Raw genomic sequence first — 23779 nt, forward strand, 5'->3', positions numbered from 1 at the left:
CTCGGGCCTCGTCGCTTCGACGCTCGCGACGACACCGACGACGCTCGCGACGACACCGACGACGCTCGCCACCACACCGACGACGCTCACGACCACGCCGACGACGCTCACGACCACGCCGACGAGCGCTCCGACCACGCCGACGAGCGCTCCGACCACGCCGACGAGCGCTCCGACCGGGCCAACGAGGGCGCCGATCAGCCCGACGAGCCCTCCGACCACACCGACGAGCCGTCCCACCAGCCCGACGACCGTCCCACCAGCCCCACGCGCCGTCCCACCAGCCCGGCCGAGCCCCTACCAGCTCCATCGGGCGTCTGAACGCATCATTCCTGATAACTGCAGAATGACGCGGTCCCGGGTCCGCACCGCGATCAACTCCCGGACGCTCCGCCCGCCGGGCGCGCGCCGCCTCGTCGCGTCACCGCGCGCCCGGCGCGGCCTGCACGCCGCAGGGGCGCTCGGTTCCGCGCTTCGTCGCGCGGCACGTCGCTTGAGTAGTGCGCGCTCGAATGCGCGCTCTCTCCATCTCGATCCTCTGCGTCGTCCTCGCCGCCTGCACCAACGAGCCACGCGCTCCGATGGCCATGAGCGACGGCGAGGTCGGCGTCGTCGCGTCCGAGCTCACCGCCGCGCAGCGTCGCGTGCGCGCCGGACAGATCCGCGATGCCGCCTACGCGTCGGGCATCACCCAGGGCTGGCTGCTCGCGGGCATCGCCGACGCCGAGACCCAGATGTCGCACTGCTGGCGCGAGCTCACCTGGGCCTGCCAGGGGCCCAACAGCAGCGACTGCGGGGGCGGACCGGTGGTGGCGGGCGCGGGCGACGGACCCTGCTCGGCGCGCCAGGGCGGCCTCGGCATGTTCCAGTTCGACGCGGGCACCTTCGAGGACACGCTGCGCCGCGAGGGCAACCGCATCCTCAGCATCGCGGGCAACACCCAGGCGGCGGTCGACTTCGTCGCCGGCATGGTGATCCGCAGCGCGTACATCTCGGGCGTCGACACCCGCGCCCAGGCGATCGCGTGGATGAACGGCGTGCGGGTCGGCAACGCGCGGTGGGATCCCTGGATCCGCACCGTCACCCACTACTACAACGGCTGCGCGCCGAGCTACTCGTGCTTCTCGCAGCGCTACGCGCACTACCGCGACAACACGCGCAACGTCTACAACGAGATGGGCGCGACGTTCTGGGTCGTGCCGCGCTGCACGCCCGCCGCCGAGTCGTGCAACGGCGACGACGACGACTGCGACGGACGCACCGACGAGAACGTGACGCGCGCGTGCTCGAGCGCGTGCGGCGCGGGCACCCAGGCGTGCTCGGGCGGCGGATGGGGCGCGTGCGACGCGCCGCAGCCCGTCACCGAGTCGTGCAACGGTCGCGACGACGACTGCGACTCGCGCACCGACGAGGGCGATCTCTGCGAGGTCGCGCTGCTCAACGAGCAGCCCGCGGCGTACGCGGCGCCGCGCTCGACCGACGTCGACGCCGACGGGCGCGCCGATCTCTGCGCGCGCGGCTACGGCGGCGTGCGCTGCTGGACCGCGAGCGCGAGCGGCTGGAGCGCGCCCTGGGCCGCGATCCCGTGGAGCGACGCGAGCGGCTGGAACGACGTGACGAACTACGCGACGTTGCGCATGGGCGACGTGAACGGCGACGGACGCGCCGACGTGTGCGCGCGCTCGAACGCCGACGTGATCTGCGCGCTCTCGAGCGCCTCCGGCTTCGGCGCGCACACGACGTGGCGCGCCGGGCTCTCCGACGACAGCGGGTGGAGCGCGCCCCGCTACTACACGACGCTGCGCCTCGCCGACGTGAACGGCGACGGGCGCGACGATCTCTGCGCGCGCGATCGCGCGGGCTTCGGGTGCTGGCTCTCCGACGGCGCGCGCTTCGATCGCCGCATCGAGGGCCCGCGGTGGAGCGACGAGAGCGGGTGGGGCGCCGCGAAGCACTACGGGACGATCCGCATGGGCGATCTCGACGGTGATCGTCGCGCCGACGTGTGCGCGCGCGCGGCGGCGGGCGTCGAGTGCTGGCGCTCGAGCGGCGACGCGTTCGACACGCGCATCGAGGGCCCGCGGTGGAGCGACGAGAGCGGCTGGGGCGCGATGCGCTACTGGAGCACGCTGCGCCTCGTCGACTTCGACGGCGACGGGCGCGGTGATCTCTGCGCGCGCAGCTCGACGGATCTGCGCTGCGTGCGCGGCACCGGGAGCGGCTTCGGCGAGCCGGTGATCGTGCATCCGATGTCGGACGCGAGCGGCTGGAGCGACATCGCCAACTACGCGACGCTGCGGGTCGGCGATCTCGACGGCGACGGCGCCGACGATCTCTGCGCGCGCGCCAACGCGGGCGTCACCTGCTTCGCGTGGGACGGCAGCGCGTTCGTGCAGCGCAGCGGCCCCGAGTGGAGCGACGACTCGGGCTGGTCGCAGGCGCGTCACTACCAGACGATCCGCCTCGCCGACTTCGACGGCGACGGGCTCGACGACGTGTGCGCGCGCGCCGGCGCGGGGTGGCGCTGTCATCGGTCGAACGGCGAGGGCTTCGGCGCGGCGGTGACGTTCGAGGAGCTCACCGACGCGGGCGGATGGATCGAGCCGCGCTACTGGTCGACGATCCTCTCCGCGGGCCACGCGTGCCGCGCCGAGATGGAGTCGTGCAACGGTCGCGACGACGACTGCGACGGCGAGATCGACGAGCACGCGACCGAGGAGATCTGCAACGGCGTCGACGACGACTGCGACGGCGAGATCGACGAGCACGCGGGCGACGAGTCGTGCAACGGGCGCGACGACGACTGCGACGGCGAGGTCGACGACGGGCTCTCGTGCGAGCCGCCGGCGACCGGCGATGGCGGGATCGGCGCGGCGCCGGACGGCGGCGTCGGCATGCACCACGGCGGCACGATGAGCGGTGGCTGCACCGCCGGCGGCGCGGGAACGGGCGCGCGTCCGTTCGCGGTGCTGCTGGTGCTCGGGGCGATCCTGGCGGCACGGCGCCGTCGCGCCTGACCCGTCCGGACGAGCGGGACGGGAATGACGCGCGAGCGTCACGGCGTACAGTAGCGCCGTGCGCTCGCGCGACCCCTACCGGAGCCCCGCGCCGCCCCCGCCCGGGAAGCCGCGCGGCGTCGTGGTGCGCCGCGCCGACTCACCCGACGAGCTCGAGCGCCGCGACGACGAGCGACGCCGCGCACGCCAGCGCGCGCAGAGCGCACGCACGGTGATCGAGCTGGAGGAGGCGCGACGCCGCGGCGCGATCGTCGCGCGGGCCCAGGGCGCCGCGCTGATCGCGATCGGGCTCGTGTCGTGCGCCCTGTCGATGTCGCACCTCGACGCGGGCTACTACCACCCGCGCTCGATCGTCGTCGCGGGCGGCGCGCTGAGCGCGGGGCTCTGGCTCGTGGTGTTCGGCGCGGGCGGCGCGACGTCGCTGCGCGACGCGCCGTCCTGGGTCGCGTTCGGCGCGGTGCTGTCGTTGCTCGGCGGCGCGGTGTTCGGGGCGACCCGGCTGGTCGATCTCCTCGCGTGGATCGCGGGCTGACCCTCGCCGGAGTGCTCGTCCCGCAGGCCCCGGACGGTAGGGACCTGCGCGCGAGCGGATCTCCGCCTTTGATCCGTGCGGCATCCGGCCTCATGTGGTCGCGATGCGCGCGCTCGCCGCGATCGCCATCGTGTCGCTGCTCGGCTGCGGGAGCTCGTCGCGTCCGGAGAGGCCGCCACCCGAGCGGACGCCCGCGCAGACCAGCGCGCCGCCGCCCGGGCCCCCGCGCACCGCGCGCCTCGTCCCCACCACGGCGCTCGAGCCGCGCACGTTCCACATCGCGCTCGAGGATCTCCCGCCGCCGAGCGACACCGAGGACGTGCGGCAGCGCCCCGAGGTCGTCGATCCTCCGGCCGATGCGCGGCTGCGCGTGCCCGCGGGCTTCGAGGTGAACGTGCTCGCCGACGGCCTCGCGATGCCGCGCTGGCTGCGCATCACGCCGAGCGGGGAGATCCTCGTCACCGAGACCCGCGAGAACCGCATCACGCTGCTCGCCGATCGCGACGGAGACGGCGCGGCCGAGGAGCGCGCGGTGTTCGCCGACGACGATCGCGGACAGCGCCTCGACATCCCGTTCGGGATGGCGTTCGCGGGCGGCTTCTTCTTCGTCGGCAACCAGGACGAGGTGCGGCGCTGGCCCTACCGCGCGGGACAGCGCGCGCTCGAGGGCGAGGGCGAGCGCATCACCGAGCTGCCGGGCGGCGGCTACCACCAGCACTGGACGCGCAACGTCGTCGTGTCGCCCGACGGGTCGCAGCTCTACGTCTCGATCGGCTCGCAGAGCAACGCCGATCCCGATCCGCTGCCGCGCGCGTCGGTGCAGGTGATGGGGCTCGACGGAAGCGGGCGCCGCACGTTCGCGTCGGGGCTGCGCAACCCGGTGGGGCTCGCGTTCCATCCGCGCACCGGCGCGCTGTGGACCACGGTCAACGAGCGCGACGAGCTCGGCGACGATCTGGTGCCCGACTACCTGGCGCACCTCGAGGACGGGCAGTTCTACGGCTGGCCGTGGGTGTACCTCGCGCCGGATCGCCGCGACCCGAGGCTCGCGCGCCGCCCACTCCCCGAGGAGGCGCGCCGCACGGTCACGCCCGAGGTGCTCTTCCAGGCCCACAGCGCCGCGCTCGGGATCGCGTTCTACGACGGCGCGACGTTCCCCGAGCGGTACCGCGGATCGGCGTTCGTCGCGTTCCGCGGATCGTGGAACCGGCGGCTCGGCACCGGGTACGGGATCGCGCTGGTGCCCTTCGACGAGAGCGGACGCCCGCGCGGCGGCTACCAGGAGTTCCTCGACGGATTCCTGCTCGATCCCGAGGTGCCGCGGGTGTGGGGACGGCCGGTCGGGGTGGTGATCGCGCCCGACGGGAGCTTGCTGTTCACCGAGGAGACGAACGGGCGGATCTACCGCGTGCAGTGGGTGGGCGAGCGCCGGTGAGATAAGGTCGCGCCGTCAGACGTGCGGATGCGCGCGCGTCGGACGCGCCGATGCCGCGCCCCTTCACGCTCTGCCACACCGCCGACTGGCACCTCGGGCACGCCCTGCACGGCCGCTCGCGCGAGGCGGAGCACGCTGCGTTCTCGGCCTGGCTGGTGGATCTGCTCGAGGCGCAGCGCGTCGACGCGCTGGTGATCGCGGGCGACGTGTTCGACAGCGCGAGCCCCTCGGGCGCGGCGCAGGGTCAGCTCTTCGAATTCCTGGCGGCGCTGCGGGCGCGCTGTCCGGCGATCGACGTGGTGATCGTCGCGGGCAACCACGACTCCCCGTCGCGCTTGGCCGCGCCCGATCCGGTGCTGCGATCGCTGCGGGTGCGGATGGTGGGCGCGGTGCCGTGGGTGGGCCGCGGGCGCGATCAGCGGATCGACCCCGAGCCCCTCGTGGTGCCGCTGCACGCGGAGGGCGCGATCGCGGCGTGGGCGCTCGCGGTGCCCTATCTGCGCGCGTGCGATCTGCCTGCGCTCGATCCCGAGGCGAGCGACGAGGAGCCGGCGGTGCGCATCGCGCGGGGCGCGCGGCGCGTCTACGAGGAGGTCGCGGCCCACGCGCGCACGCTGCGTCGCGACGATCAGGCGCTGATCGTCACCGGCCACTGCCACGTGGCGGGCGCGGCGGTGTCGGACGGGAGCGAGCGTCCCGTGATCGGCGGGGTCGCGGGGGCGCTGCCGGTCTCGGTGTTCCCGGAGGACGCGACGTACGTCGCGCTCGGGCACCTGCACCTCGCTCAGGAGGTGGAGGCGCAAGAAGTGTCGGGCGCGCACGTGCGGTACTCGGGCTCCCCGATCCCGCTGGCGCTCGGCGAGGAGAGCTATCCGCACGAAGTGCGGCTGGTGACGTTCGAAGGAGGGCGCATCGCGACCCAGGCGGGGCATCGCGTGCCGCGCTCGGTGCCGATCCTCCGGGTTCCACGGAGCGGTCCGGCGCCGATCGACGAGACGCTCGCGGCGCTGCGGGCGCTCGCCGAGGACGAGGTGGTGCGCGCTGCGGCGAGCGGGCCCGAGACCCGCTGGCCGTGGGTCGAGGCGCGGGTGCGGCTGGAGCGCGCAGAGCCTGCGCTGCGCGCGCGGGTGGACGAGGCGCTCGCGGGCCTGCCGGTGCGCCTGGTGAAGCTCACCGTCGAGCAGGCGCGGACGGGATCGTCGCCGGGCACCGAGGAGGGCGCGAGCCTGCGCGAGCTCGCCGAGCTCGACGTGCGCGAGGTGTTCCTGCGGCGCTGGGCGCTCGAGCAGGAGGGCGATCCGCCCGACGACGTCCTCGCGGCGTTCGACGAGGCGCGCGCGGCGGTGCTCGGCAGTGACGGTGCGCGCGGCACGGAGAGCGGGCCGTGAAGATCCTCGCGATCCGTGGCGAGGGTCTGGCGAGCCTCGCTCGCCGGTTCGAGCTCGCGCTCGACGCCGCGCCCCTGCGTGATGCGGGCGTGTTCGCGATCGTCGGTCCGACGGGGGCCGGGAAGAGCACGCTGCTCGATGCGCTGTGCGTCGCGCTCTACGACCGCACTCCACGGCTGACCGGGCGCGGCGAGCGCATCGGCACCGAGGAGGACGCGCGCGCCGCGGGCGATCCGCGGAACCTGCTGCGTCGCGGCGCGGGGCGCGGGCACGCCGAGGTCGACTTCCGCGGCATCGACGGGCGGGTCTATCGCGCTCGGTGGGAGGTCCGGCGCGCGCGAGGCCAGGCCGACGGACGGCTGCAGGACACGACGATGTCGCTGGTCGACGTCGAGACGGGGCGTGCGGTCTCGGGCACCCGGAAGGGCGAGGTGCTCGCTGCGATCGAGGAGCGCCTCGGGCTCTCGTTCGCGCAGTTCCAGCGCGCGGTGTTGCTCGCGCAGGGACGCTTCGCCGCGTTCCTCGAGGCCGACGATCGTGATCGCGCGGAGCTGCTCGAGCGCATGACCGGCACCGAGATCTACGGACGGATCTCGATCGAGGTGGCGCGGCGCGCGCGCGAGGAGCGGTCCGCGCTGGAGCGGCTGGAGGAAGGGCTCGCGTACGTCGCGCCGATGTCCGACGACGCGCGCCGGGCGCAGGAGGCGAGCCTGCCGGAGCGGACGCTCGAGGTCGCACGCGCGGCGCAGCGCGCGAGGACGCTCGAGGCGCAGGCGCGATGGTGGACCGAGCGCGATCTGTGGGCGCGCGAAGAAGCCGAGTCGCGGCGCGAGCTCGCGGAGCTCGACGGACAGCTCGACCTCTCGGAGGCGCGGCGTCGCGACATCGAGGAGGCGCAGCGGGCCGAGCCGTTGCGCGCGCCGCTCGAGGCGCTCGATCGCGCCGAGCAGGTCGGGCGTGGGGCACGAGCCGCGAAGGTGAACGCCGACGCGGTGGCGGCATCGGCCGAGCGGGAGCGCGGCGAGGCGACCGAGGCGCTCGCGCGCGCCGAGATGCAGGAGCGCGAGGCGCGGGCGCGCGCGGATGCGCTGAGCCCGGTGCTGCGGGAGGCGAGGGCGCTCGATCGCGAGCTCGCCGTCGCCCGGGCGAAGATGGGCGAAGCGGCCGCGCGCGCCGCGCGCGCAGCCGAGGTGTCCACGGCGCGTGGTGCGGAGCGTGTGGCGCACGGCGGACGCATCGCGACGCTGCACCGGCAGATCGAGTCGGCGACGGGGCGACGTCGCGCGGAGGGCGCGCTCGACACGATCGCGGAGGACGATGCGCCTCGGTTGATCGAGCGGCTCGAGCGTCTCGTCGCGCTGCGGGACTCGGCGCGGGACGCGGCGGAGCGACGCGCGCGGGTCGCGGCGCAGACCGCGCCGCGGAGGCGGGCGCTGGAGGAGGCGATCGTCGACGCCCAGCGCTGGCGAGCGGCGCTCGAAGCGGCGGGGGAGCGTCTCGCAGCGCGTCGAGACGCGCTCGCGCGAGAGCTCGGAGCCCACGAGCTCCGCGACGCGCTCGAGCGCCTCGGGGCCGCACGATCCGCGCTGGCGGTGATCGGCGATGCAGCGCGCCGCGCATCGGTGGCGGCAGCGCGCGCGGCGACGGCGAGGGCCTCCGAGCGCGCGGCGCGGCTCGCGATCGAGCGCGGTGAGGCCCGTCGAGCCGAAGCGCTGAGCGCGCTGCCTTCGGCGCGTGCGCGCCTGCTGGAGGCCGAGCGTGCGCGCGATCTCGCGACTGCGATGCTCGATCTCGCGCAGCTGCGCTCGGAGCTGCGTGACGGCGATGCGTGCCCGCTCTGCGGCGCGCTCGATCATCCGTACGCGCGCCACGCGCCGGTCGCGCTCGTGGATGCCCAGCGAGCGCGCGTCGCCGAGCTGCGCGACGAGGTCGTCGCGCTGGAGCGCGCGCTCGCGACCGCGGATGCGGAGATCGGCTCGGAGCGCGTCGCGTCGGAGCGCGCCGCCGAAGCGGCCGTCGCGTCGGAGCGCGAGGCCACCGAGGAGACGCAGCGCGCGCGCGAAGCGTCGCGCGCGAGGGCGCTCGAGTCGCTCGCGTCGTGGTGGTCGGGCGCCGGGATGCGGCTGCGGGCGCGGCTCGCGCCCGCCGAGGACGTGCACGCGGCGGGTGCAGGAGGCGCGGGGGGCGCGCCGATCTGGGCGGAGGCGCGCGACCGCTCGCTCGACGAGGCCGCGGTCGAGGCGTGGTCGCGCGGCGTCGAGGAGGCGCGGGCGCGGGTGCTCGCCGCGCTCGCCGCGCGCGAGGCCGCGGAGCGTGCAGTCGAGGGCGCGTCGCAGGAGCGGGACCGTGCCGCGTCGGGGCTCGCGCAGGTCGAACGCGCGGCGCGCGATGCCGAGAGCGCGCTCGAAGCGGTCGGGCGCGCGGTCGCGGAGCACGAGCGCGAGCATGCGCGCGCGCTCGCCGATCTCGAGGAGAGCGCGGCGAGGATCGCGACGTGGCGGGCCGCGATCGAGGCGCGAGTGGGCCCGCTCGAGGCGCTCGATCGGGCGGCGCTCGCCGAGGTCCAGCGCGCGCTCGCGACGTGCGCCGAGGCGCGGCGCGACGAGGCGCGCGCACGCTCCGCGCTGGCTGCGCTCGAGGCGGATGCAGCGCGCGCAGCGGACGCCGAAGCCGCAGCGAAGCGCGACGAAGAGGACGCGCGCACCGCGCTCGCACGCGCCGAAGAGGAGGTCGCCGCGCTCGCGTCACGCCGCAGCGCGATCGCTGCCGACGATCTCGACGCACTGGAGGAGAGCGCGCGCATCGGGTGCGACGCCGGCCGCGCCATGCGCGAGTCGGCCGCCCAGCACCGCGCGCGGACCGAGACCGCGCTCGCGGCGGCGCTCGAGGCCGTGTCGTCGGCTGCGCGCGCGAATGTCGAGAGCACGCGAGAGCTCGTGGCGGCGCGCACGCGGCTCGAGGATGCGCTGCGCACGTCGGGGCTCGAGGAAGCCGCGCTGCGCCGATTGCTGGCGCGTCCGCGCGAGGAGCTCGCGGCATGGCGTCGCGAGCTCGCGGTGCTCGACGAGCGACGTGCGCGTGGCCACGCCGTCCTCGACGAGCGCGTCCGCCGTCGCGAAGCGCACGACGCCGCGCCGCCCGACGGACTGCTCCCCCGTGACGCCATCGAGCGCGAGCTCGCGCGCGCTCGCGACGCGGAGAACGTGGAGCGCCGACTGCTCGCGTCGCTCGAGGACGCCCTGGCGCGCGACGATCGCCAGCGCGCCGAGCGTGCCGAGATCGTGGCGCGCATCGAGGCGCAGCGGGTGCGTGTCGGCACCTGGGCCACGCTCGAAACGCTGATCGGCTCCGCCGACGGCAAGCGCTTCCGGGTGTTCGCGCAGGGGCTCACCCTCGAGCTCCTGCTCGATCACGCGAACGCGCAGCTCGAGCGACTCGCCCCGCGCTACGCGCTGCGCCGCACCCCGGGCGCGGAGCTCGGCGTGCAGGTCGTCGATCGCGAGATGGGCGACGAGATCCGCGGCATCAAGAGCCTCTCGGGCGGCGAGACGTTCCTGGTCTCGCTCGCGCTCGCGCTGGCGCTCGCGTCGATGACGGCGCGACGCGTCCCGGTGGACTCGCTCTTCATCGACGAGGGCTTCGGCGGGCTCGACGCGGAGAGCCTCGAGGTCGTGCTCGCAGCGCTCGACGCGCTGCAGGCGAGCGGGCGTCAGGTCGGCGTCGTCTCGCACGTCGCGGCGATGGCGGAGCGCTTCGCCGCGCGCGTCGAGGTGCGCCCGGCCGGGCACGCGGAGAGCCTCGTCGAGGTCGTCTCGTGATCGCGTCAGCGCCGGCGGCGCACGCCGAGCGCGCCGAGCGCGGCGGCAAACAGCAGCGCCGTCTCGGCACCGGTGCGCGCGCCGCTCGGCACCGCGCACCGCCAGCCTCCGCCGCCCGCGAAGTTGGTTCCGGGCGGCGCGGTCGGGCCTCCATCGAACGGCGGCTCGACGCCCGCGTCGAAGGGCTCCTGGCCGGCATCCTCTTCGTCGCCGCCCGCGTCGTGGTCCTCGCCGCCCGCGTCGGGCACGCCGGCGTCGTCGGTGTTGGTGCCCCCATCGGGCCGCCCCGGCACGTCGGGCACGCACTCGCCTTCCCCGAGGCGCACCGTGCCGCACCGATCGATCGGGTCGTCGATGCAGGGCTCGGGATCGCGCGCGTTGGGGCACCCGTCCTCGTCGCAGTCGCCCGCGAGCCAGCTCGACGTCGGCTGTCCGTCGGGCGTTCGGTGGCAGTCGACGACCTGCTCGCTCGTGAGCTCCGTGCTCCCGGCGCAGTAGTCGAGCCCGAGCGTCGGATACGCGCACACGCCGCTCGTGAACCCTTCGGGCGGGTTCACCGCCCCGACGCACACCCCCTCGCGCGTGAGCAGGCGAGGGCAGTCCTCGTTCACGTCGCACCCGAACAACGTCCCGCACAGGGGCCGGCAGACGCGCCCCTCGATCCCCAACAGCAGCTGGTCGCACACCGCGGCCTCGAAGCGCTCGCCCGAGCAGGTGACCGCGTCGGTGCACGCGATGAGATCGCAGTCGACGAGCGGCGTCGCGCCGGTCTCTCCCGTCACCGTGCAGACCAGCGGCTCGGCGCGCGCGGCCCCCGGCGCTGCCACCACGATCGCGACCGCGACGAGCAAGAGCAAGGAAGACGAGAAGCGATACCGCATCCTTCGATGATCCCGGATCGCGCGGAGCGACGGAAGAGGCGTGCGCCGTTGACGGACGCGCCGGGTGGTCGTAGGACACACGACCGGCCTCCGGCCGGACACCAGAGAGGACTCGCATCATGTCGATGCCCGTCGGCGAAGCCCGCGAACGACTGTCGGAGCTCGCTCAGCGCCACGAAGCGCTGGGGAGGTATCTTTGACGTCGACGGCCTTCGTCTGCAGATCGATCGTCTGAACGACCACACCCTGCGCCCCGGCTTCTGGGACGACGCCGAAGCCGCGCAGAAGGTGGTCCAGGAGAAGGCGGCCATCGAGGCCGTCGTCACCAAGTACGAGAAGCTCCAGCGCGAGACCAAGGACCTCGGCGATCTCCTCGAGATGGCCGACGGCGACGAGTCGGTGATCGACGAGGTCATCGCGCAGATCCCCGAGCTCGAGAAGGCGACGCGACAGATGGAGGTCGCGCGCATGCTCGCGGGGAAGACCGATCGCTCCGACGCGATCGTGACGATCCATCCTGGCACCGGCGGCGTCGACGCGCAGGACTGGGCCGAGATGCTCCTCCGCATGTACCTGCGGTGGTGCGAGAAGAAGGGCTACAAGACCGAGATCGTCGACCAGCAGGCCGGTGAGCAAGCTGGGATCAAGGGCGCGACGATCCACGTGCGAGGCCCCTTCGCGTACGGCTACCTGCGCGCCGAGAACGGCGTGCACCGCCTGATCCGCATCTCGCCGTTCGACGCCAACGCCCGCCGTCAGACCGCGTTCGCCTCGCTCGAGGTCGTGCCCGATCTCGACGACGACGTGGGCGAGATCGAGATCAAGCCGGAGGACCTGCAGGTCGACACCTTCCGCGCCGGCGGCAAGGGCGGTCAGCACGTCAACAAGACCGAGTCGGCGATCCGCATCACGCACATCCCGAGCGGCGTGATCGTCGCGTGCCAGGCGGAGCGCTCGCAGCACAAGAACCGCGCGACCGCGATGAAGATGCTGCGCGGCAAGCTGTACGAGCTCGAGCGCCAGAAGCGCGAGGCCGAGTTCCAGGCGAACTACGGCGTCGACAAGATGGAGAGCGGGTTCGGCTCCCAGGTCCGCACCTACACGCTCGCGCCGTACCGCCTGGTCAAGGACGAGCGCACCGAGTTCAAGACCGGCGCAGTCGATGCGGTGCTCGACGGTGACCTCGACGATCTCATCGAGGCCTACCTGATGAAGACCGCGGATCAGCGGAAGAAGAAGGACGAGGCCGCGACCGCCGCGGCCCAGTGATCAGCGCATCGAGGGCGGCAGCTCGTCGTCGCCGCCCGATGCGCTGCGCGTCGTGGTGGTCGCGCACGTCGACGGTCGCACCCGACCGGTCTCGTCCGCGACCATCGCGACCCCGAGCTCGCGCGCCGCGAGCTGCACCACGCGCATCGTCGCCTCGCTCGCGTCGCTCGCGCATCCGAGCTGCACCACCTCGCCGCGCGCTGCGCGCGCGTCGTCGGGGCGTCCCGCGTGCTCCCAGCTCTCCGCGCTCCGATGCAGCGCGTACGCATAGAGCGGATGCTCGAGCTGCCCGAGCGCATAGCGATACGCCGTCGCCGCGTCGGCCCACTGCTCCGCGCCGAACGCGAGCTCACCGCGGATCATCCACGCCATCAGCGCGAGCTCGCCCGCGCCCGCGAAGCGCGTCGTGAAGCGCTCGGCGCGCCCCACCGCCGCGCGCTCTCCCGCGCGCCAGCTCAGCCACAGCTCCACGAACGCCATCTCCGCGAGCAGCGTCGAGTCGCGGCTCCCGTTCGCCGCCGCCTCCGCCGCGCGCTCGGCATCGGCACGATGACGCCGCGCTTCGCGCCCCTCGCTCGACTCCGCCGCGAGCAGATGCGCCCGCGCGAGATCGCGCAGCACCCGACGTCGCTCCGCGCCCCGCGCGCTGCGACGCGCCGACTCGAGCTCGTCGACGCTCGTCTCCGGCACCTGCAGCAGATCGGTCCGCCCGTTCGACGCCTCGACGAAGAGCGCGCCGGGCTCGATCGCACCGCCCGCTGCGCTCTGCGTCCGCACCTGCGCGCCGCCGCATCCCACCACGACGAGCAGCACGAGCCCCGCGACGTTCACCCCACGCATGCGGCCGATCCTACTCGACCTCGCTGGCGCCATCCCCTGCGGGCGTGGCAACGTTCGCGCCCCCGGCGCCCAGCCCGGAACCGGGAGCACGCCGCGAGAACCCACGCCGAGGCACCAGATGGCGAGCGAAGAGGAGCTGATCGAGGCGCGCCGCGCCCACGCGAGCGCACTGCGCGACGCCGGCACGCAGGCCTATCCCAACGACTTCCGCGCGCACGACGACGAGAACGCCTCCCGCGCGCGCGCCGTCGCCATCCTCACCGATCCCGAGAAGCGCGCCGCGCTCCCCGAGGAGAAGGACCTGAAGGGCGACGAGCCGAGCCATCACCTCTTCGGTCGCGTCGTCGGCAAGCGCGGCCCGTTCATCGTCATCCGCACCCCGCACGGCGACGCCCAGGCGCTCGTCCGCAACAAGCCCGGCAAGGGCGGCGAGCCCGCGCTCCCCGAGCAGGACGCGAAGCAGCTCGAGCTCCTCGACCTCGCCGATCACGTCGCGGTCCAGGGCCCGATGATCCGCACCCGCACCGGCGACGGTGCGATCCGCGCCGATCGTTTCCACCACGTCGGCAAGGCGATCCTCCCGCCGCCCGACAAGTGGCACGGCCTCACCGACGTCGAGAAGCGCTACCGCGAGCGCTACGTCGATCTCTTCGCGAGCCCCGCCGTCGCGCGCGTCTTCTACGCGCGCTCGCGCATCGTCCGCGCGCTGCGCAGCTTCCTCGACGGTCGCGACTTCCTCGAGGTCGAGACGCCGCTCCTCCATCCGCTCCGTGGTGGCGCCGTCGCGAAGCCGTTCGACACGCACCACAACGAGCTCGACATGAAGCTCTACCTGCGCATCGCGCCGGAGCTCTACCTGAAGCGCCTGCTCGTCGGAGGCTTCGATCGCGTCTACGAGATCGGTCGCGCCTTCCGCAACGAGGGCGTCAGCACTCGCCACAACCCCGAGTTCACGATCCTCGAGTTCTACTGCGCGTACGCGACCTACGAGGACCTCATGGACCTCACCGAGGCCATGTTCCGCCACGTCGACGCGGCGCTGCGCAGCGAGATGCACGCCCGCGCGCCCGAGTGGTGGAGCGAGCGCGCGTACACGCTCGACGAGCCCTTCGCGCGCGTCGACATGCGCGAGGCGATCGTCGATCGCACCAAGCGCTCGGGCGGCGATCTGCTCCCCACGCCCTTCGACGGTGCGCTCACGCGCGAGCTGCTCGACGATCCCACCGAGCTCCACGCGACGATCGAGCGCGTGCTGCACCTCCCGAAGGACTCGCACGAGGCCGCGGTGGCGCGCCTCGGCGGCGCGGATCGCGTGCAGTACTGGCGCGAGGCGCGGAAGCTCCTCGCGAAGAGCCACACCCACGGCGAGCGCGTCTTCGTGCTCTACGAAGTGCTCGTCGAGCCCGACCTGCCGAAGCTCTATCGCAGCGAGGACGGATCGAAGTCGGTGCCCGTCTTCGTGATGCACCACCCGTTCGACGTCTCGCCGCTCGCGCGCAAGAGCGATCGCGATCCGTTCATCACCGATCGGTTCGAGCTCTTCGTGGAAGGGCGCGAGGTCGCGAACGCGTTCTCCGAGCTCAACGATCCCGACGATCAGGCCTCGCGCTTCCGCGCGCAGCTCGATCGCCGCACGAAGGGCGACGAGGAAGCGATGGACTACGACGCCGACTACGTGCGCGCGCTCTCGCACGGCATGCCGCCCGCGGGCGGCTTCGGGCTCGGCGTGGATCGCCTCGTGATGATGCTCTGCGGTCAGGCGTCGATCCGCGACGTGCTGCTCTTCCCGGCGATGCGCCCCGAGCAGGGCACGTCGGAGCGCGGATGACCGAGAAGGCGCTGCGCCTCGGCCCGATCGCCGTGATCTTCGGCCTCTGGGCCGTGATCGGGGCGCTGGCCGCCGACGCAGCGCTCCTGCTCGCGCTGCCGCTGCTGCCGCGCGAGCACGTCGTCGTCGGCGTGCCCGTCGCGTTCGGCAGCGTCGGCGCGCTCTCGCTGTTCATCGCGGTGCTCACGCTGGTGCGCATCGCGCGCGTCGACATCGGCGTGCGCGGCCGCGCGCGGCTGTGGATCGGCGCGGTCGCGATGATCGTTGCAGGGCTCGCGACCATCGCGTTCGGCGTGGTGGTCGGGCTCGTGCTCGGCGATCCCGGCTACGGCACGCTCGGCGTGCCCTACGGCGCGCAGGCGTTCGCGGACGTGCTCTCGAGCACGCGCTCGTCGATCGAGACCATCGCGCTCGCGCAGGGCACCTATGCGCCGATGATGGCCGCGCTGGTGATCTGGGAGATCGCGGTGCGCGTCCAGCTCGGCGCCGGCATCGCGACGTGGTTCCTGATCCCCGAGCGCATCCGCCGCGTCATCTGGATCCTGATCGACGCTCCGCTGCTGGCCGCGTTCATCTTCGCGCTGTGGGCGCTGCCCTTCGAGCCGCGCGAGGACGGCGACGTGACGCAGCCGGCGATCGCGCTCGTCATCAGCACGCTCTTCGCGCTGCGCTTCTGCGCGCGCATGCTCCCGCCGACGCTCGACGTCGCCGAGCGCATCGGGGTCCAGACGCTCGTCGCGGCGCGGATGCTGCGCGCGAAGAAGAGCGGGTTCCTCACCGCGATCGGCATCCTCTCGATCCTCGCGGTGAGCTTCTCGTCGTGCACGCTCACGACGACGCTCTCGGTGATGGGCGGGTTCCGCGAGGACCTGCAGCAGAAGATCCTCGGCAACAACGCGCACGTCGTGATCGATCGCGAGTACGGCACCTGGGAGGGCTGGGGCCCCGCGCTCGAGCGCGTGCGCGAGGTCCCGAGCGTGACCGGCGCGAGCCCGTACGTCGCGGGCGAGGTGATGGTCACGAGCGCGTCGAACCTCGGCGGCGCGGTGCTGCGCGGCATCGATCCCCGCACCATCGGCGACGTCACCGATCTCCCGCGCAACATGGCGCCGGGACGCGGGCACGGCCGGCTCGAGTACCTCCAGCACCCCGAGCGACTGCTCGATCTCAGCGCCGCGGAGATGAGCGGCAGCGTGCTGCACGGCCGCGACGACGACCTCGAGGAAGAAGACGACCTCGACGAGGCGGAGAGCGACGCGGGCGTCCCGGTGGTCGGCGAGGACGACGAGACTGCGTCCGCGCAGCACGAGAGCCTGATGCGCGAGATCGATCGCGTGCTCGGCGAGCTCGACGAGCGCACCCCCGATGCCGAGCCCACCGTCGATCCCGACTTCCGCACCGGCTCGGGCGCCGGCGTGCGCGTGCAGGACGCGTTCGGCCGGGTCGACGATCCGACCGGGCTCTTCCTCGGCATGCCTCCGCCGCTGCAGCGCCCGCGCGAGGTGCTCCCCGGGCTGATCGTCGGCCAGGAGCTCGCGCGCTCGCTGCGCCTGCACGTCGGCGACGAGGTGAACGTCGTCTCGCCGCTCGGCGATCTCGGCCCCGCGGGACCGATCCCGAAGTCGCGTCCCTTCCGCGTCGCCGGGATCTTCTACAGCGGCATGTACGAGTACGACATGAAGGTCGCGTACACCGACCTCGAGACCGCGCAGCGCTTCCTCTCGACCGGCGGCGCGATCAGCGGCATCGAGGTGCGCGTCGACGACTGGGAGCGCGCCGACGCGGCGGCTGCGGCGATCGCCGAGGCGATCGCGCGCCCCGAGCTCCGCGTGCGCAGCTGGCAGGAGGTGAACCGCAACCTCTTCGGCGCGCTCGAGCTCGAGAAGCTCGCGATGTTCATCACGCTCGGCATCGCGATCCTGGTCGCGAGCTTCTGCATCGTCGGGACGCTCGTGCTGATGGTGCGCGAGAAGGGCCGTCAGGTCGGCATCCTGAAGGCGATGGGCGCGCAGGACGGCCAGATCGTCGGCATGTTCATGCTGCAGGGCCTCTTCATCGGCCTCGTCGGCGCGATCAGCGGGCTCGGCCTCGGGTGGGTCGTGTGCTTCGCCGCGGAGCACCTCGGCATCGTGCCGCTCAACCCCGAGGTCTATTACATCGACTCGCTGCCCATCCACACCGACCCGCGCGAGTTCTTCGCGGTCGGCATCGCAGCGGTGCTCGTCTGCCTGCTCGCGACGATCTATCCCGCGATCCTCGGCAGCCGCCTCAAGCCCGTCGACGCGCTTCGCTACTCGTGACTTCGTTGGAGCTCAAACGAATGCCGTCCCTGGTCCGCGCCGAGAAGGTCACGAAGAAGATCCTCCACGAGGAGCGCGAGGTGCAGATCCTCCGCGGCATCGACCTCGAGGTGGAGCAGGGCGAGATGCTCTCGATCGTCGGCGCGTCGGGCGCGGGCAAGAGCACGCTGCTGCACGTGCTGGGCACGCTCGATCTGCCGACGTCGGGGCGGATCATCTACGAGGGCCAGGACGTCACGCACCTGCCGAGCTCGCGCCTCGCGGACTTCCGCAACCGATCGATCGGCTTCGTCTTCCAGTTCCACCACTTGCTCCCCGAGTTCACCGCGGTGGAGAACGTGATGATGCCCGGGCTCATCCGCGGCGCGGCGCGCAGCGCGATGCACGCGAAGGCGACGAAGCTGCTCGACGACGTCGGGCTCAAGCATCGCCTCTCGCATCGCCCCGGCGAGCTCTCGGGCGGCGAGCAGCAGCGCGTCGCGCTCGCGCGCGCGCTGGTGATGGAGCCGAAGCTGGTGCTCGCGGACGAGCCCACGGGCAACCTCGACAGCGTCACGAGCGAGGCGATGCACGAGCTCTTCTTCCAGCTCAACCGCGAGCGCAACGTGACGTTCTTGATCGTCACCCACAGCGAGAAGCTCGCGTCGCTGATGCCGCGCGTGGTCACGATGCGCGACGGCCGCGTGGAGCGCGACGAGCGCAAGAGCGACGTCGCCGAGCGCGAGCCCGAAGCGATCACGTCCGAGGGCTGATGTACGTGGACGATCTCGTCGCGTGGATCCGCGAAGCGCTCGCTCGCGGTGACTCGCCCGTGGCCGCGCTGCGCTACGCGATGCACCGCAACGGGGGCCACGTCGGTCGAGTCGATCTGATCGGCGCGTTCCACGGCGCGACGCGGATCGGCCTCGCCAACGCGATGTGCATCGGCGCATGGCACGTCTTCGGCGAGCGACTGAGCGACGAGGAGCTCGACGCCGAGCTCGCGGAGCGCCTGCGACATCGCGCGTCCGGTCGCTGAGCCGCGCGGGGCCCTCCAGGGATCGTTCACCGGTGTGCGATCGGCGCGCTCGCGCCGTCGCGGCGTGCTCGACACGCCTCTTGCGCTGGCCGATCGCGCGACGCGCGCCGGTGCCCCCGCGTCGGAGCATCGCGCCCCTCCGCGAACGATCTCGCCCCCGCGTCGATCGATCGTCGCCCCGGCTCGATCGATCTCGGGCCCCGGGGGACCGTGATCGATCGACGCGGGGGATCATCTCCCGCAGGCGGGGGTGTGACTCTCGGAGGCGGGGGCACGGATCGCCGATCACCGTCCGACGAAGCCCGCGCGCGGGGCACGGACGGTCTCACGCGGGGCACGCGCTGCGCGACGCGCGTGCCCGCGATCTCGCGGCCGGGGGCTCAGTACTTCGCGCCGTCGACGTGCATCACGTTCAGCGACGCGAGGTCCACCTCGGGCAGACAGCGCACGTTCACCGCGGCCATCTTCGATCCATCGGGCCCGGTGCCGTCACCGAACGGCGCGATCCCGCATTTCGCGCAGAAGTGGTGCTGGATCGCGTGCTTGTTGAACGTGTAGGTCGAGAGCGCGCTCTCGGGCGTCGTCAGCCGCAGCGCCCCGCGCGGCACGAACCACAAGAGCCCGCCGCGCCTCCGGCACATCGAGCAGTTGCAGTCGATCACGCGATCGATCGTCCCCTCGACCTCGAACGCGATGTTCCCGCAGTGGCAGCTTCCCTGATGCATCGTCGTCATGTGCGGCGTCATCTAGCCACGAACCGCGCCCCCCGGTTGGACGAACGCGACACGCGCCCCGCCGCGCTTCGCGCGTCGCGCCGCTCCCCGAATCCCGCGCGAAGCGCGCAGTCGCGCGGCTTTGCCGCGCGCTGCGACCCGCGAACGTCCGAGGCGCGCGAACAGCGCGACTCGGTCGCGAGCTCTCCCCAGCCCCACCCAGCGAGACGGCAGAACCGGGGTACCGGGCGCGGGGGTGGGGGTCAGGCGGCCTCGTGCGACGGGGGCTCGCAGACGTCGACCACAGATCGAACGAAGCATCGCGGCAGCGGCGCGAAGCGCGCGCCGCGATGCGCCCACCGACTCCCGACGCTCGCGCCCGTCCGTCCAGCAGCCCGCGAGCACACAGGCCGCCTGACCCCCACCCCCGCGCCTCCCACCGAAGCGCCTCAAGCCGCAAACGCCACGTCGAGCACCATCATCAACAAGAACCCGCCCATCGTCCCCCAAGTCGCCGCGTCCGAGTGCTCTCCGCGGTGCGACTCCGGCAGCACCTCGTCGCTGATCACGAAGAGCATCGCGCCCGCCGCGAAGCACAGAGCGACCGGCAGCACCGCGCTCGAGAACCCGACCGCCGCCGCGCCGAGCCCCGCCCCGATCGGCTCGACCGCGCCCGAGAGCAGCGCGACCCCGACCGCCAGCCACCGCGAGTACCCCTCGCGCACCAGCGACACCGCGACGACCAGCCCCTCGGGCGCGTTCTGACACGCGATCCCCAGCGCGATCGGCAGCGCCAGCGCCTCGTCCCCGCTCCCCACCCCGACGCCGACCGCGAGCCCCTCGGGCAGGTTGTGCAGCGTGATCGCGATCACGAAGAGCCACGTGCGCGCCAGCGCCGCCGGCGATCGCCCCCGGCCCTCCACCCCCTTCAGGAAGTGCTCGTGCGGCGAGAACCGATGCATCAGCGCGATCGTCCCGACCCCCGCGATCAGCCCGCCCGCGCCCGCCGCGACCCCGCCCCACCGTGCCCATCGCTCCACCGCGATCTCGAGCCCGGGGCCCAGCAGCGAGAAGAACGTCGCCGCGAGCATCACCCCCGCGCTGAACCCGGAGAGCGCGGCCCGCGCGCGGTCTCCGAGATCGCGCAGCGCGAGCGCTGGGAGCGCTCCGGCGCCGGTCGCGCCGGTGCCGGCCCACAGGCTCGTCAGCACCGCATCGATCCACGTGCTGCCCACGTCTCCCTCACATGGGGCCCCACGCTTGACCCGGCATCCCCGCACGGCTAGAACGCCGCGGTTTGCGGGGGAAACCCGCGGCTTTTCCCCCGATCGAAACGGATCCTCGCCAGCTCATGCGCCGCGCCCTCCACGCCACGCTTCTCGCGATCGTGTCGCTGACACTGGTGATCCCAGTCGCCGCGCAGGTCGCCGACGAGGACGAGGACGAGGCGGGCCTCGAGGACGAAGAGGGCCTCGAGGAAGAGGAAGAAGAAGAGGCCGAGGAAGAAGAGGAGTACGAGCCCGTCGAGGACGCCGAGACCGGCGTCGGCGTGCCCCGCACCCTCTGCCACGGTCGTCGCATCCGCCGCGTGCGCGTGCTCGGCAATCGTCGCGTCGGCGACGACGACGTGCTCGCCTCGGTGCGCTCCCGCGCCGGCAACGTGTGCACCGACGATCGCGTCGCCGACGACGCGCGTGCGCTCTGGGATCTCGGGTTCTTCGACGACATCCGCGTCGAGGCCGAGCCCGCCGAGGATCGCGTCGATCTGATCTTCCGCGTGCGCGAGCGCCCCTCGATCTCGGCGGTGCGCTACGAGGGCAACTCGTCGGTCGGCAACAGCGACATCGACGAGGTCGTCGAGCTCCGCGCGGGATCGATCCTCTCGATGCAGGAGGTCCAGCGCCAGCTCACGCGCATCCGCGATCTCTACGCGGAGAAGGGCTACTTCCTCGCGCGCATCGAGCCGCGCCTGGTCCGTCAGCCGAACAACGAGGTCGAGGTCGTCTTCCGCATCCAGGAGGGCGACGAGGTCGTCGTCCGCCGGATCCGCTTCGTCGGCAATCGCCACATCTCGGGCGGCGATCTGCGCGGCATCATGCAGACCGGCGAGACGGGCTTCTTCTCGTTCCTGACCAACAACGACAACTTCCAGGACGAGCGCTTCGACGAGGACGTCACGCGCCTCCAGGCGATCTACTACGACCGCGGCTACCTCACGATGCGCGTGGGCACGCCGCGCATCGAGCTCACGCCCGATCGCCGCTTCATCGACATCACGATCCCGCTCGCCGAAGGGCCGCGCTTCCGCATCGGTCGGCTGCGCGTGATCGAGCAGGACGACGACGGCAACGAGGTCGACCCGCTCGGCGGTCGCCGCCAGGTGCGCGAGCTCGTCGCGGCGGAGCCCGGTGACTGGTTCAGCCGCACCGCGCTCGGCACCTCGCTGCTCGCGGTGACGCGCCACTACCGCGACGCCGGCTACGCGCACGTCGACGTGCAGCCCGAGACCGATCTCGATCTCGAGCGCAACACGGTCGATCTCTCGATCGTCGTGCGCCGTGGCCCGCTGACGCGCATCGAGCGCATCAACGTCCGCGGCAACACCAAGACGCGCGACTCGGTCATCCGCCGCGAGATCCGCATCGCCGAGGGCGACCTCTACAGCCAGACCCAGCTCGAGCAGTCGCGCGCGTTCATCCAGGCGCTCGGCTACTTCGAGCGCGTCGAGCTCAGCGAGAGCGACGGCAGCGCGCCCGATCGCATCGTCGTCAACGTCGAGGTCGCGGAGCGTCCGACCGGCACGTTCAACGTCGGCGCGGGCTTCTCGTCGATCGAGGCGTTCATCTTCACCGCGCAGGTCCAGCAGCAGAACCTGTTCGGCAACGGCCAGTCGCTGAACCTCCAGCTGCAGCTCTCCGGCCTACGACAATTGGTGCAGATCCAATTCGTCGAGCCGTACTTCTTCGGGACCGACTGGACGTTCGCGATAGAGCTGTTCAAAACGGTCCGCCAATTCAGCTCGTTCACGCGCGACTCGACCGGTGGATCGCTGTCGTTCGGACATCCGATCTTCGATCGACGACTCTCGCTCTTCGCGCAGTACCGCGCGGACTACGTGCAGATCGGGCCGCGCACCGGCGGGTTCGGCGCAGGGCAGGGCCTCTTCCAGCTCAACCTGCTGCCGATCGAGAACAACTTCCGCAACGGTCTGCAGAGCTCGCTGCGCCTCACGGTGACGTGGGACTCGCGCGACAACCGCATCTATCCGCAGAACGGTCTCTACGCGTCGTGGTCCACCGAGGTCGCGGACGAGGTGATCGGCTCCGCGACGAGCTGGGTGCGACACCGCGCGTTCTTCCGCTGGTACTGGGAGCTCTTCTCCGGCGTCGTCCTGAAGATGAACACCGAGTGGGGCTTGATCGCGTCGCGTCAGGCGCCCGGTCCGCCGGTGTTCGAGCGCTTCTATCTCGGCGGCATCTTCAACGTCCGCGGCTTCCCGCTGAACAGCCTCGGTCCGCGCGTCGGCGTGCCCCGCACGTACGCGCCGCCCGACGGCGGCATCGTGCCGCAGTTCGGTGAGCCGGTCGGCGGGAACATGCAGCTCTATTACAACCTCGAGCTCGAGTTCCCGATCATCCAGCAGGTCGGCATCCGCGGCGTGATCTTCACGGACGGCGGCAACGCCTGGAACCTCGACGAGTACATCTGTCAGCTGCCGCAGCCGTCGGAGTACGTGTCGTCGTCGGATCCGTGTCGCGTCGACCTGTTCGATCTGCGCACGTCGTGGGGCTTCGGCATCCGCTGGATCTCGCCGCTCGGCCCGCTGCGCTTCGAATGGGGCCTCCCGTTCATGCGCATCCCGGGGCGCGAACAGGACATCGACTTCCAGTTCACGATCGGCAACTTCTTCTGAGTCGAGCGGACCGCATCTGAAATACCGCTCGGTCTTGACCCGTCGGATATGAACGGGTAGCCAACCGCACCTTTCGAGGAGACCTCCTTTGCTCCAGCTCCAACGGCACGCCGTCACCCTCGCCGCGGCGCTGATGATCTCGTTCGTGGCGCCGCGAGTCTACGCGCAGGTGCGCATCGCCGTGGTCGATCTCCAGCGCGCGCTCAACGAGACCGAGGACGGTCGTCGCGCGAAGGCGCGCCTGAAGCGCCTCTTCAAGCAGCGCCAGGACGACCTCGACAAGCGTCAGGGCGAGCTGAAGGCGCTCAAGGAAGACATCGAGAAGAACATCGAGCTCTGGTCGCAGGAGACCAAGCAGCGTCGTCTCGAGGAGTACCAGAAGGCGTTCGTCGACCTGCAGCAGCAGTACGTCGAGTACCAGCGCGAGCTCGCGGAGCGCGAGGCCGAGGCGACGGGCGAGATCGTCGAGCGCATGCAGTCGATCCTGCGCCGCATCGGACAGGCCGAGGGCTACACGCTGATCATCGAGCGGAACGAGGCCGGCGTCGTGTGGGTGCCGACGAACCTCGATCTCACCGACCAGGTCATCCAGCGATACAACGCGGGCGAAGGCCGCGAAGCTGGCGGTGAGGGCGGCGGTGGTGGTGCTGCGGCCGGCGGCGGTGGAACGCGTGGTGGCGGTGGTGCTGCGACGACCGGCGGTGGCGCGACCGGCGGCACTGGCGGCGGCGGTGGCGCGCGCCGTCCCCCGACGAAGCGCGCGGAGTGAGCGACGCGGAGCGGAGGCTCCGTCGAGTCGGATCGCGTTCGAGTAGAATCGTGCTCGC

At 72.5% G+C, this 23779-nt stretch carries 16 protein-coding genes; 12 read left to right on the top strand and 4 right to left on the bottom strand.

Features of this window, described 5'->3' with window-relative positions:
• Positions 1-512 precede the first annotated feature (512 nt).
• The 5 genes from I5071_RS04995 to I5071_RS05015 all read left to right on the top strand — a co-directional run bounded on the left by I5071_RS04995 (position 513) and on the right by I5071_RS05015 (position 10190).
• Complete coding sequence (locus I5071_RS04995; RefSeq protein ID WP_236604234.1) at positions 513-3017, top strand: FG-GAP repeat domain-containing protein; 2505 nt, start codon at positions 513-515, stop codon at positions 3015-3017.
• 58 nt (positions 3018-3075) lie between these two features.
• Positions 3076-3549, top strand: a complete 474-nt coding sequence (locus tag I5071_RS05000) for a hypothetical protein (RefSeq protein WP_236604235.1) — start codon at positions 3076-3078, stop codon at positions 3547-3549.
• Between the two features lie 103 nt (positions 3550-3652).
• Positions 3653-4984 (top strand): PQQ-dependent sugar dehydrogenase, encoded by a 1332-nt coding sequence (locus I5071_RS05005; protein WP_236604236.1) that lies wholly within the window; start codon positions 3653-3655, stop codon positions 4982-4984.
• Between the two features lie 50 nt (positions 4985-5034).
• Positions 5035-6372, top strand: a complete 1338-nt coding sequence (locus I5071_RS05010; RefSeq protein WP_236604237.1) for an exonuclease SbcCD subunit D C-terminal domain-containing protein — start codon at positions 5035-5037, stop codon at positions 6370-6372.
• Complete coding sequence (locus I5071_RS05015; RefSeq protein ID WP_236604238.1) at positions 6369-10190, top strand: AAA family ATPase; 3822 nt, start codon at positions 6369-6371, stop codon at positions 10188-10190. Before I5071_RS05010 ends, I5071_RS05015 begins: the two co-directional genes overlap by 4 nt.
• 5 nt (positions 10191-10195) lie before the next feature.
• On the opposite strand, the gene I5071_RS05020 is transcribed toward I5071_RS05015, so the two are convergent.
• Positions 10196-11071: a hypothetical protein gene (locus I5071_RS05020; protein WP_236604239.1), complete on the bottom strand. Its 876-nt coding sequence runs from the start codon at positions 11069-11071 to the stop codon at positions 10196-10198.
• A gap of 119 nt (positions 11072-11190) precedes the next feature.
• Here I5071_RS05020 and prfB point away from each other — a divergent pair.
• A protein-coding gene (prfB, locus tag I5071_RS05025; RefSeq protein ID WP_419249624.1) for a peptide chain release factor 2 occupies positions 11191-12340 on the top strand; the annotation gives its coding sequence in 2 pieces (ribosomal slippage) (positions 11191-11256 and positions 11258-12340; 1149 coding nt in all).
• Here the strand turns inward: prfB and I5071_RS05030 are convergent.
• Positions 12341-13180, bottom strand: a complete 840-nt coding sequence (locus I5071_RS05030; protein ID WP_236604240.1) for a tetratricopeptide repeat protein — start codon at positions 13178-13180, stop codon at positions 12341-12343. It abuts the gene before it with no gap.
• A 118-nt stretch (positions 13181-13298) separates the two neighbouring features.
• Between I5071_RS05030 and I5071_RS05035 the strand changes: the two genes are divergently transcribed.
• Genes I5071_RS05035 through I5071_RS05050 form a run of 4 tightly spaced genes read left to right on the top strand, consistent with a single transcriptional unit; the run spans position 13299 to position 18326 of the window.
• Positions 13299-15008 (top strand): lysine--tRNA ligase, encoded by a 1710-nt coding sequence (locus tag I5071_RS05035; RefSeq protein WP_236604241.1) that lies wholly within the window; start codon positions 13299-13301, stop codon positions 15006-15008.
• Entirely contained in the window at positions 15005-17308 is a 2304-nt protein-coding gene (locus tag I5071_RS05040) for an ABC transporter permease (protein WP_236604242.1), read from the top strand. Before I5071_RS05035 ends, I5071_RS05040 begins: the two co-directional genes overlap by 4 nt.
• Positions 17309-17328: 20 nt before the next feature.
• Complete coding sequence (locus I5071_RS05045; protein ID WP_236604243.1) at positions 17329-18060, top strand: ABC transporter ATP-binding protein; 732 nt, start codon at positions 17329-17331, stop codon at positions 18058-18060.
• A complete protein-coding gene (locus tag I5071_RS05050) occupies positions 18060-18326 on the top strand; it encodes a hypothetical protein (protein ID WP_236604244.1) in 267 nt (88 codons plus the stop codon). The genes I5071_RS05045 and I5071_RS05050 overlap by 1 nt, the downstream gene beginning before the upstream one ends.
• A gap of 380 nt (positions 18327-18706) precedes the next feature.
• Here the strand turns inward: I5071_RS05050 and I5071_RS05055 are convergent, their stop codons facing one another.
• Positions 18707-19060: a GFA family protein gene (locus I5071_RS05055; protein WP_236604245.1), complete on the bottom strand. Its 354-nt coding sequence runs from the start codon at positions 19058-19060 to the stop codon at positions 18707-18709.
• A 428-nt stretch (positions 19061-19488) separates the two neighbouring features.
• On the bottom strand, positions 19489-20274 hold the full coding sequence (locus tag I5071_RS05060; protein ID WP_236604246.1) for a ZIP family metal transporter: 786 nt from the start codon (positions 20272-20274) through the stop codon (positions 19489-19491).
• A gap of 116 nt (positions 20275-20390) precedes the next feature.
• On the opposite strand from I5071_RS05060, the gene bamA reads away from it, so the two are divergent.
• Together bamA and I5071_RS05070 are read left to right on the top strand one after the other, a co-directional pair.
• Positions 20391-22952 carry an outer membrane protein assembly factor BamA gene (gene bamA, locus I5071_RS05065; RefSeq protein WP_236604247.1) on the top strand — a complete coding sequence of 854 codons (2562 nt, stop codon included), beginning with the start codon at positions 20391-20393 and terminating at the stop codon, positions 22950-22952.
• A gap of 145 nt (positions 22953-23097) precedes the next feature.
• Positions 23098-23721 (top strand): OmpH family outer membrane protein, encoded by a 624-nt coding sequence (locus I5071_RS05070; RefSeq protein WP_236604248.1) that lies wholly within the window; start codon positions 23098-23100, stop codon positions 23719-23721.
• Positions 23722-23779 lie beyond the last annotated feature (58 nt).

Source organism: Sandaracinus amylolyticus, assembly GCF_021631985.1.
Lineage (GTDB): Bacteria > Myxococcota_A > Polyangia > Polyangiales > Sandaracinaceae > Sandaracinus > Sandaracinus amylolyticus_A.

Coding starts and splice junctions, on each gene's coding strand:
- I5071_RS05055 (WP_236604245.1), bottom strand. CDS start 19,060: ATGACGACGATGCATCAGGGAAGCTGCCACTGCGGGAACATCGCGTTC.
- I5071_RS05050 (WP_236604244.1), top strand. CDS start 18,060: ATGTACGTGGACGATCTCGTCGCGTGGATCCGCGAAGCGCTCGCTCGC.
- I5071_RS05040 (WP_236604242.1), top strand. CDS start 15,005: ATGACCGAGAAGGCGCTGCGCCTCGGCCCGATCGCCGTGATCTTCGGC.
- I5071_RS05005 (WP_236604236.1), top strand. CDS start 3,653: ATGCGCGCGCTCGCCGCGATCGCCATCGTGTCGCTGCTCGGCTGCGGG.
- I5071_RS05035 (WP_236604241.1), top strand. CDS start 13,299: ATGGCGAGCGAAGAGGAGCTGATCGAGGCGCGCCGCGCCCACGCGAGC.
- I5071_RS05045 (WP_236604243.1), top strand. CDS start 17,329: ATGCCGTCCCTGGTCCGCGCCGAGAAGGTCACGAAGAAGATCCTCCAC.
- I5071_RS05030 (WP_236604240.1), bottom strand. CDS start 13,180: ATGCGTGGGGTGAACGTCGCGGGGCTCGTGCTGCTCGTCGTGGTGGGA.
- I5071_RS05010 (WP_236604237.1), top strand. CDS start 5,035: ATGCCGCGCCCCTTCACGCTCTGCCACACCGCCGACTGGCACCTCGGG.
- I5071_RS05020 (WP_236604239.1), bottom strand. CDS start 11,071: ATGCGGTATCGCTTCTCGTCTTCCTTGCTCTTGCTCGTCGCGGTCGCG.
- I5071_RS04995 (WP_236604234.1), top strand. CDS start 513: ATGCGCGCTCTCTCCATCTCGATCCTCTGCGTCGTCCTCGCCGCCTGC.
- bamA (WP_236604247.1), top strand. CDS start 20,391: ATGCGCCGCGCCCTCCACGCCACGCTTCTCGCGATCGTGTCGCTGACA.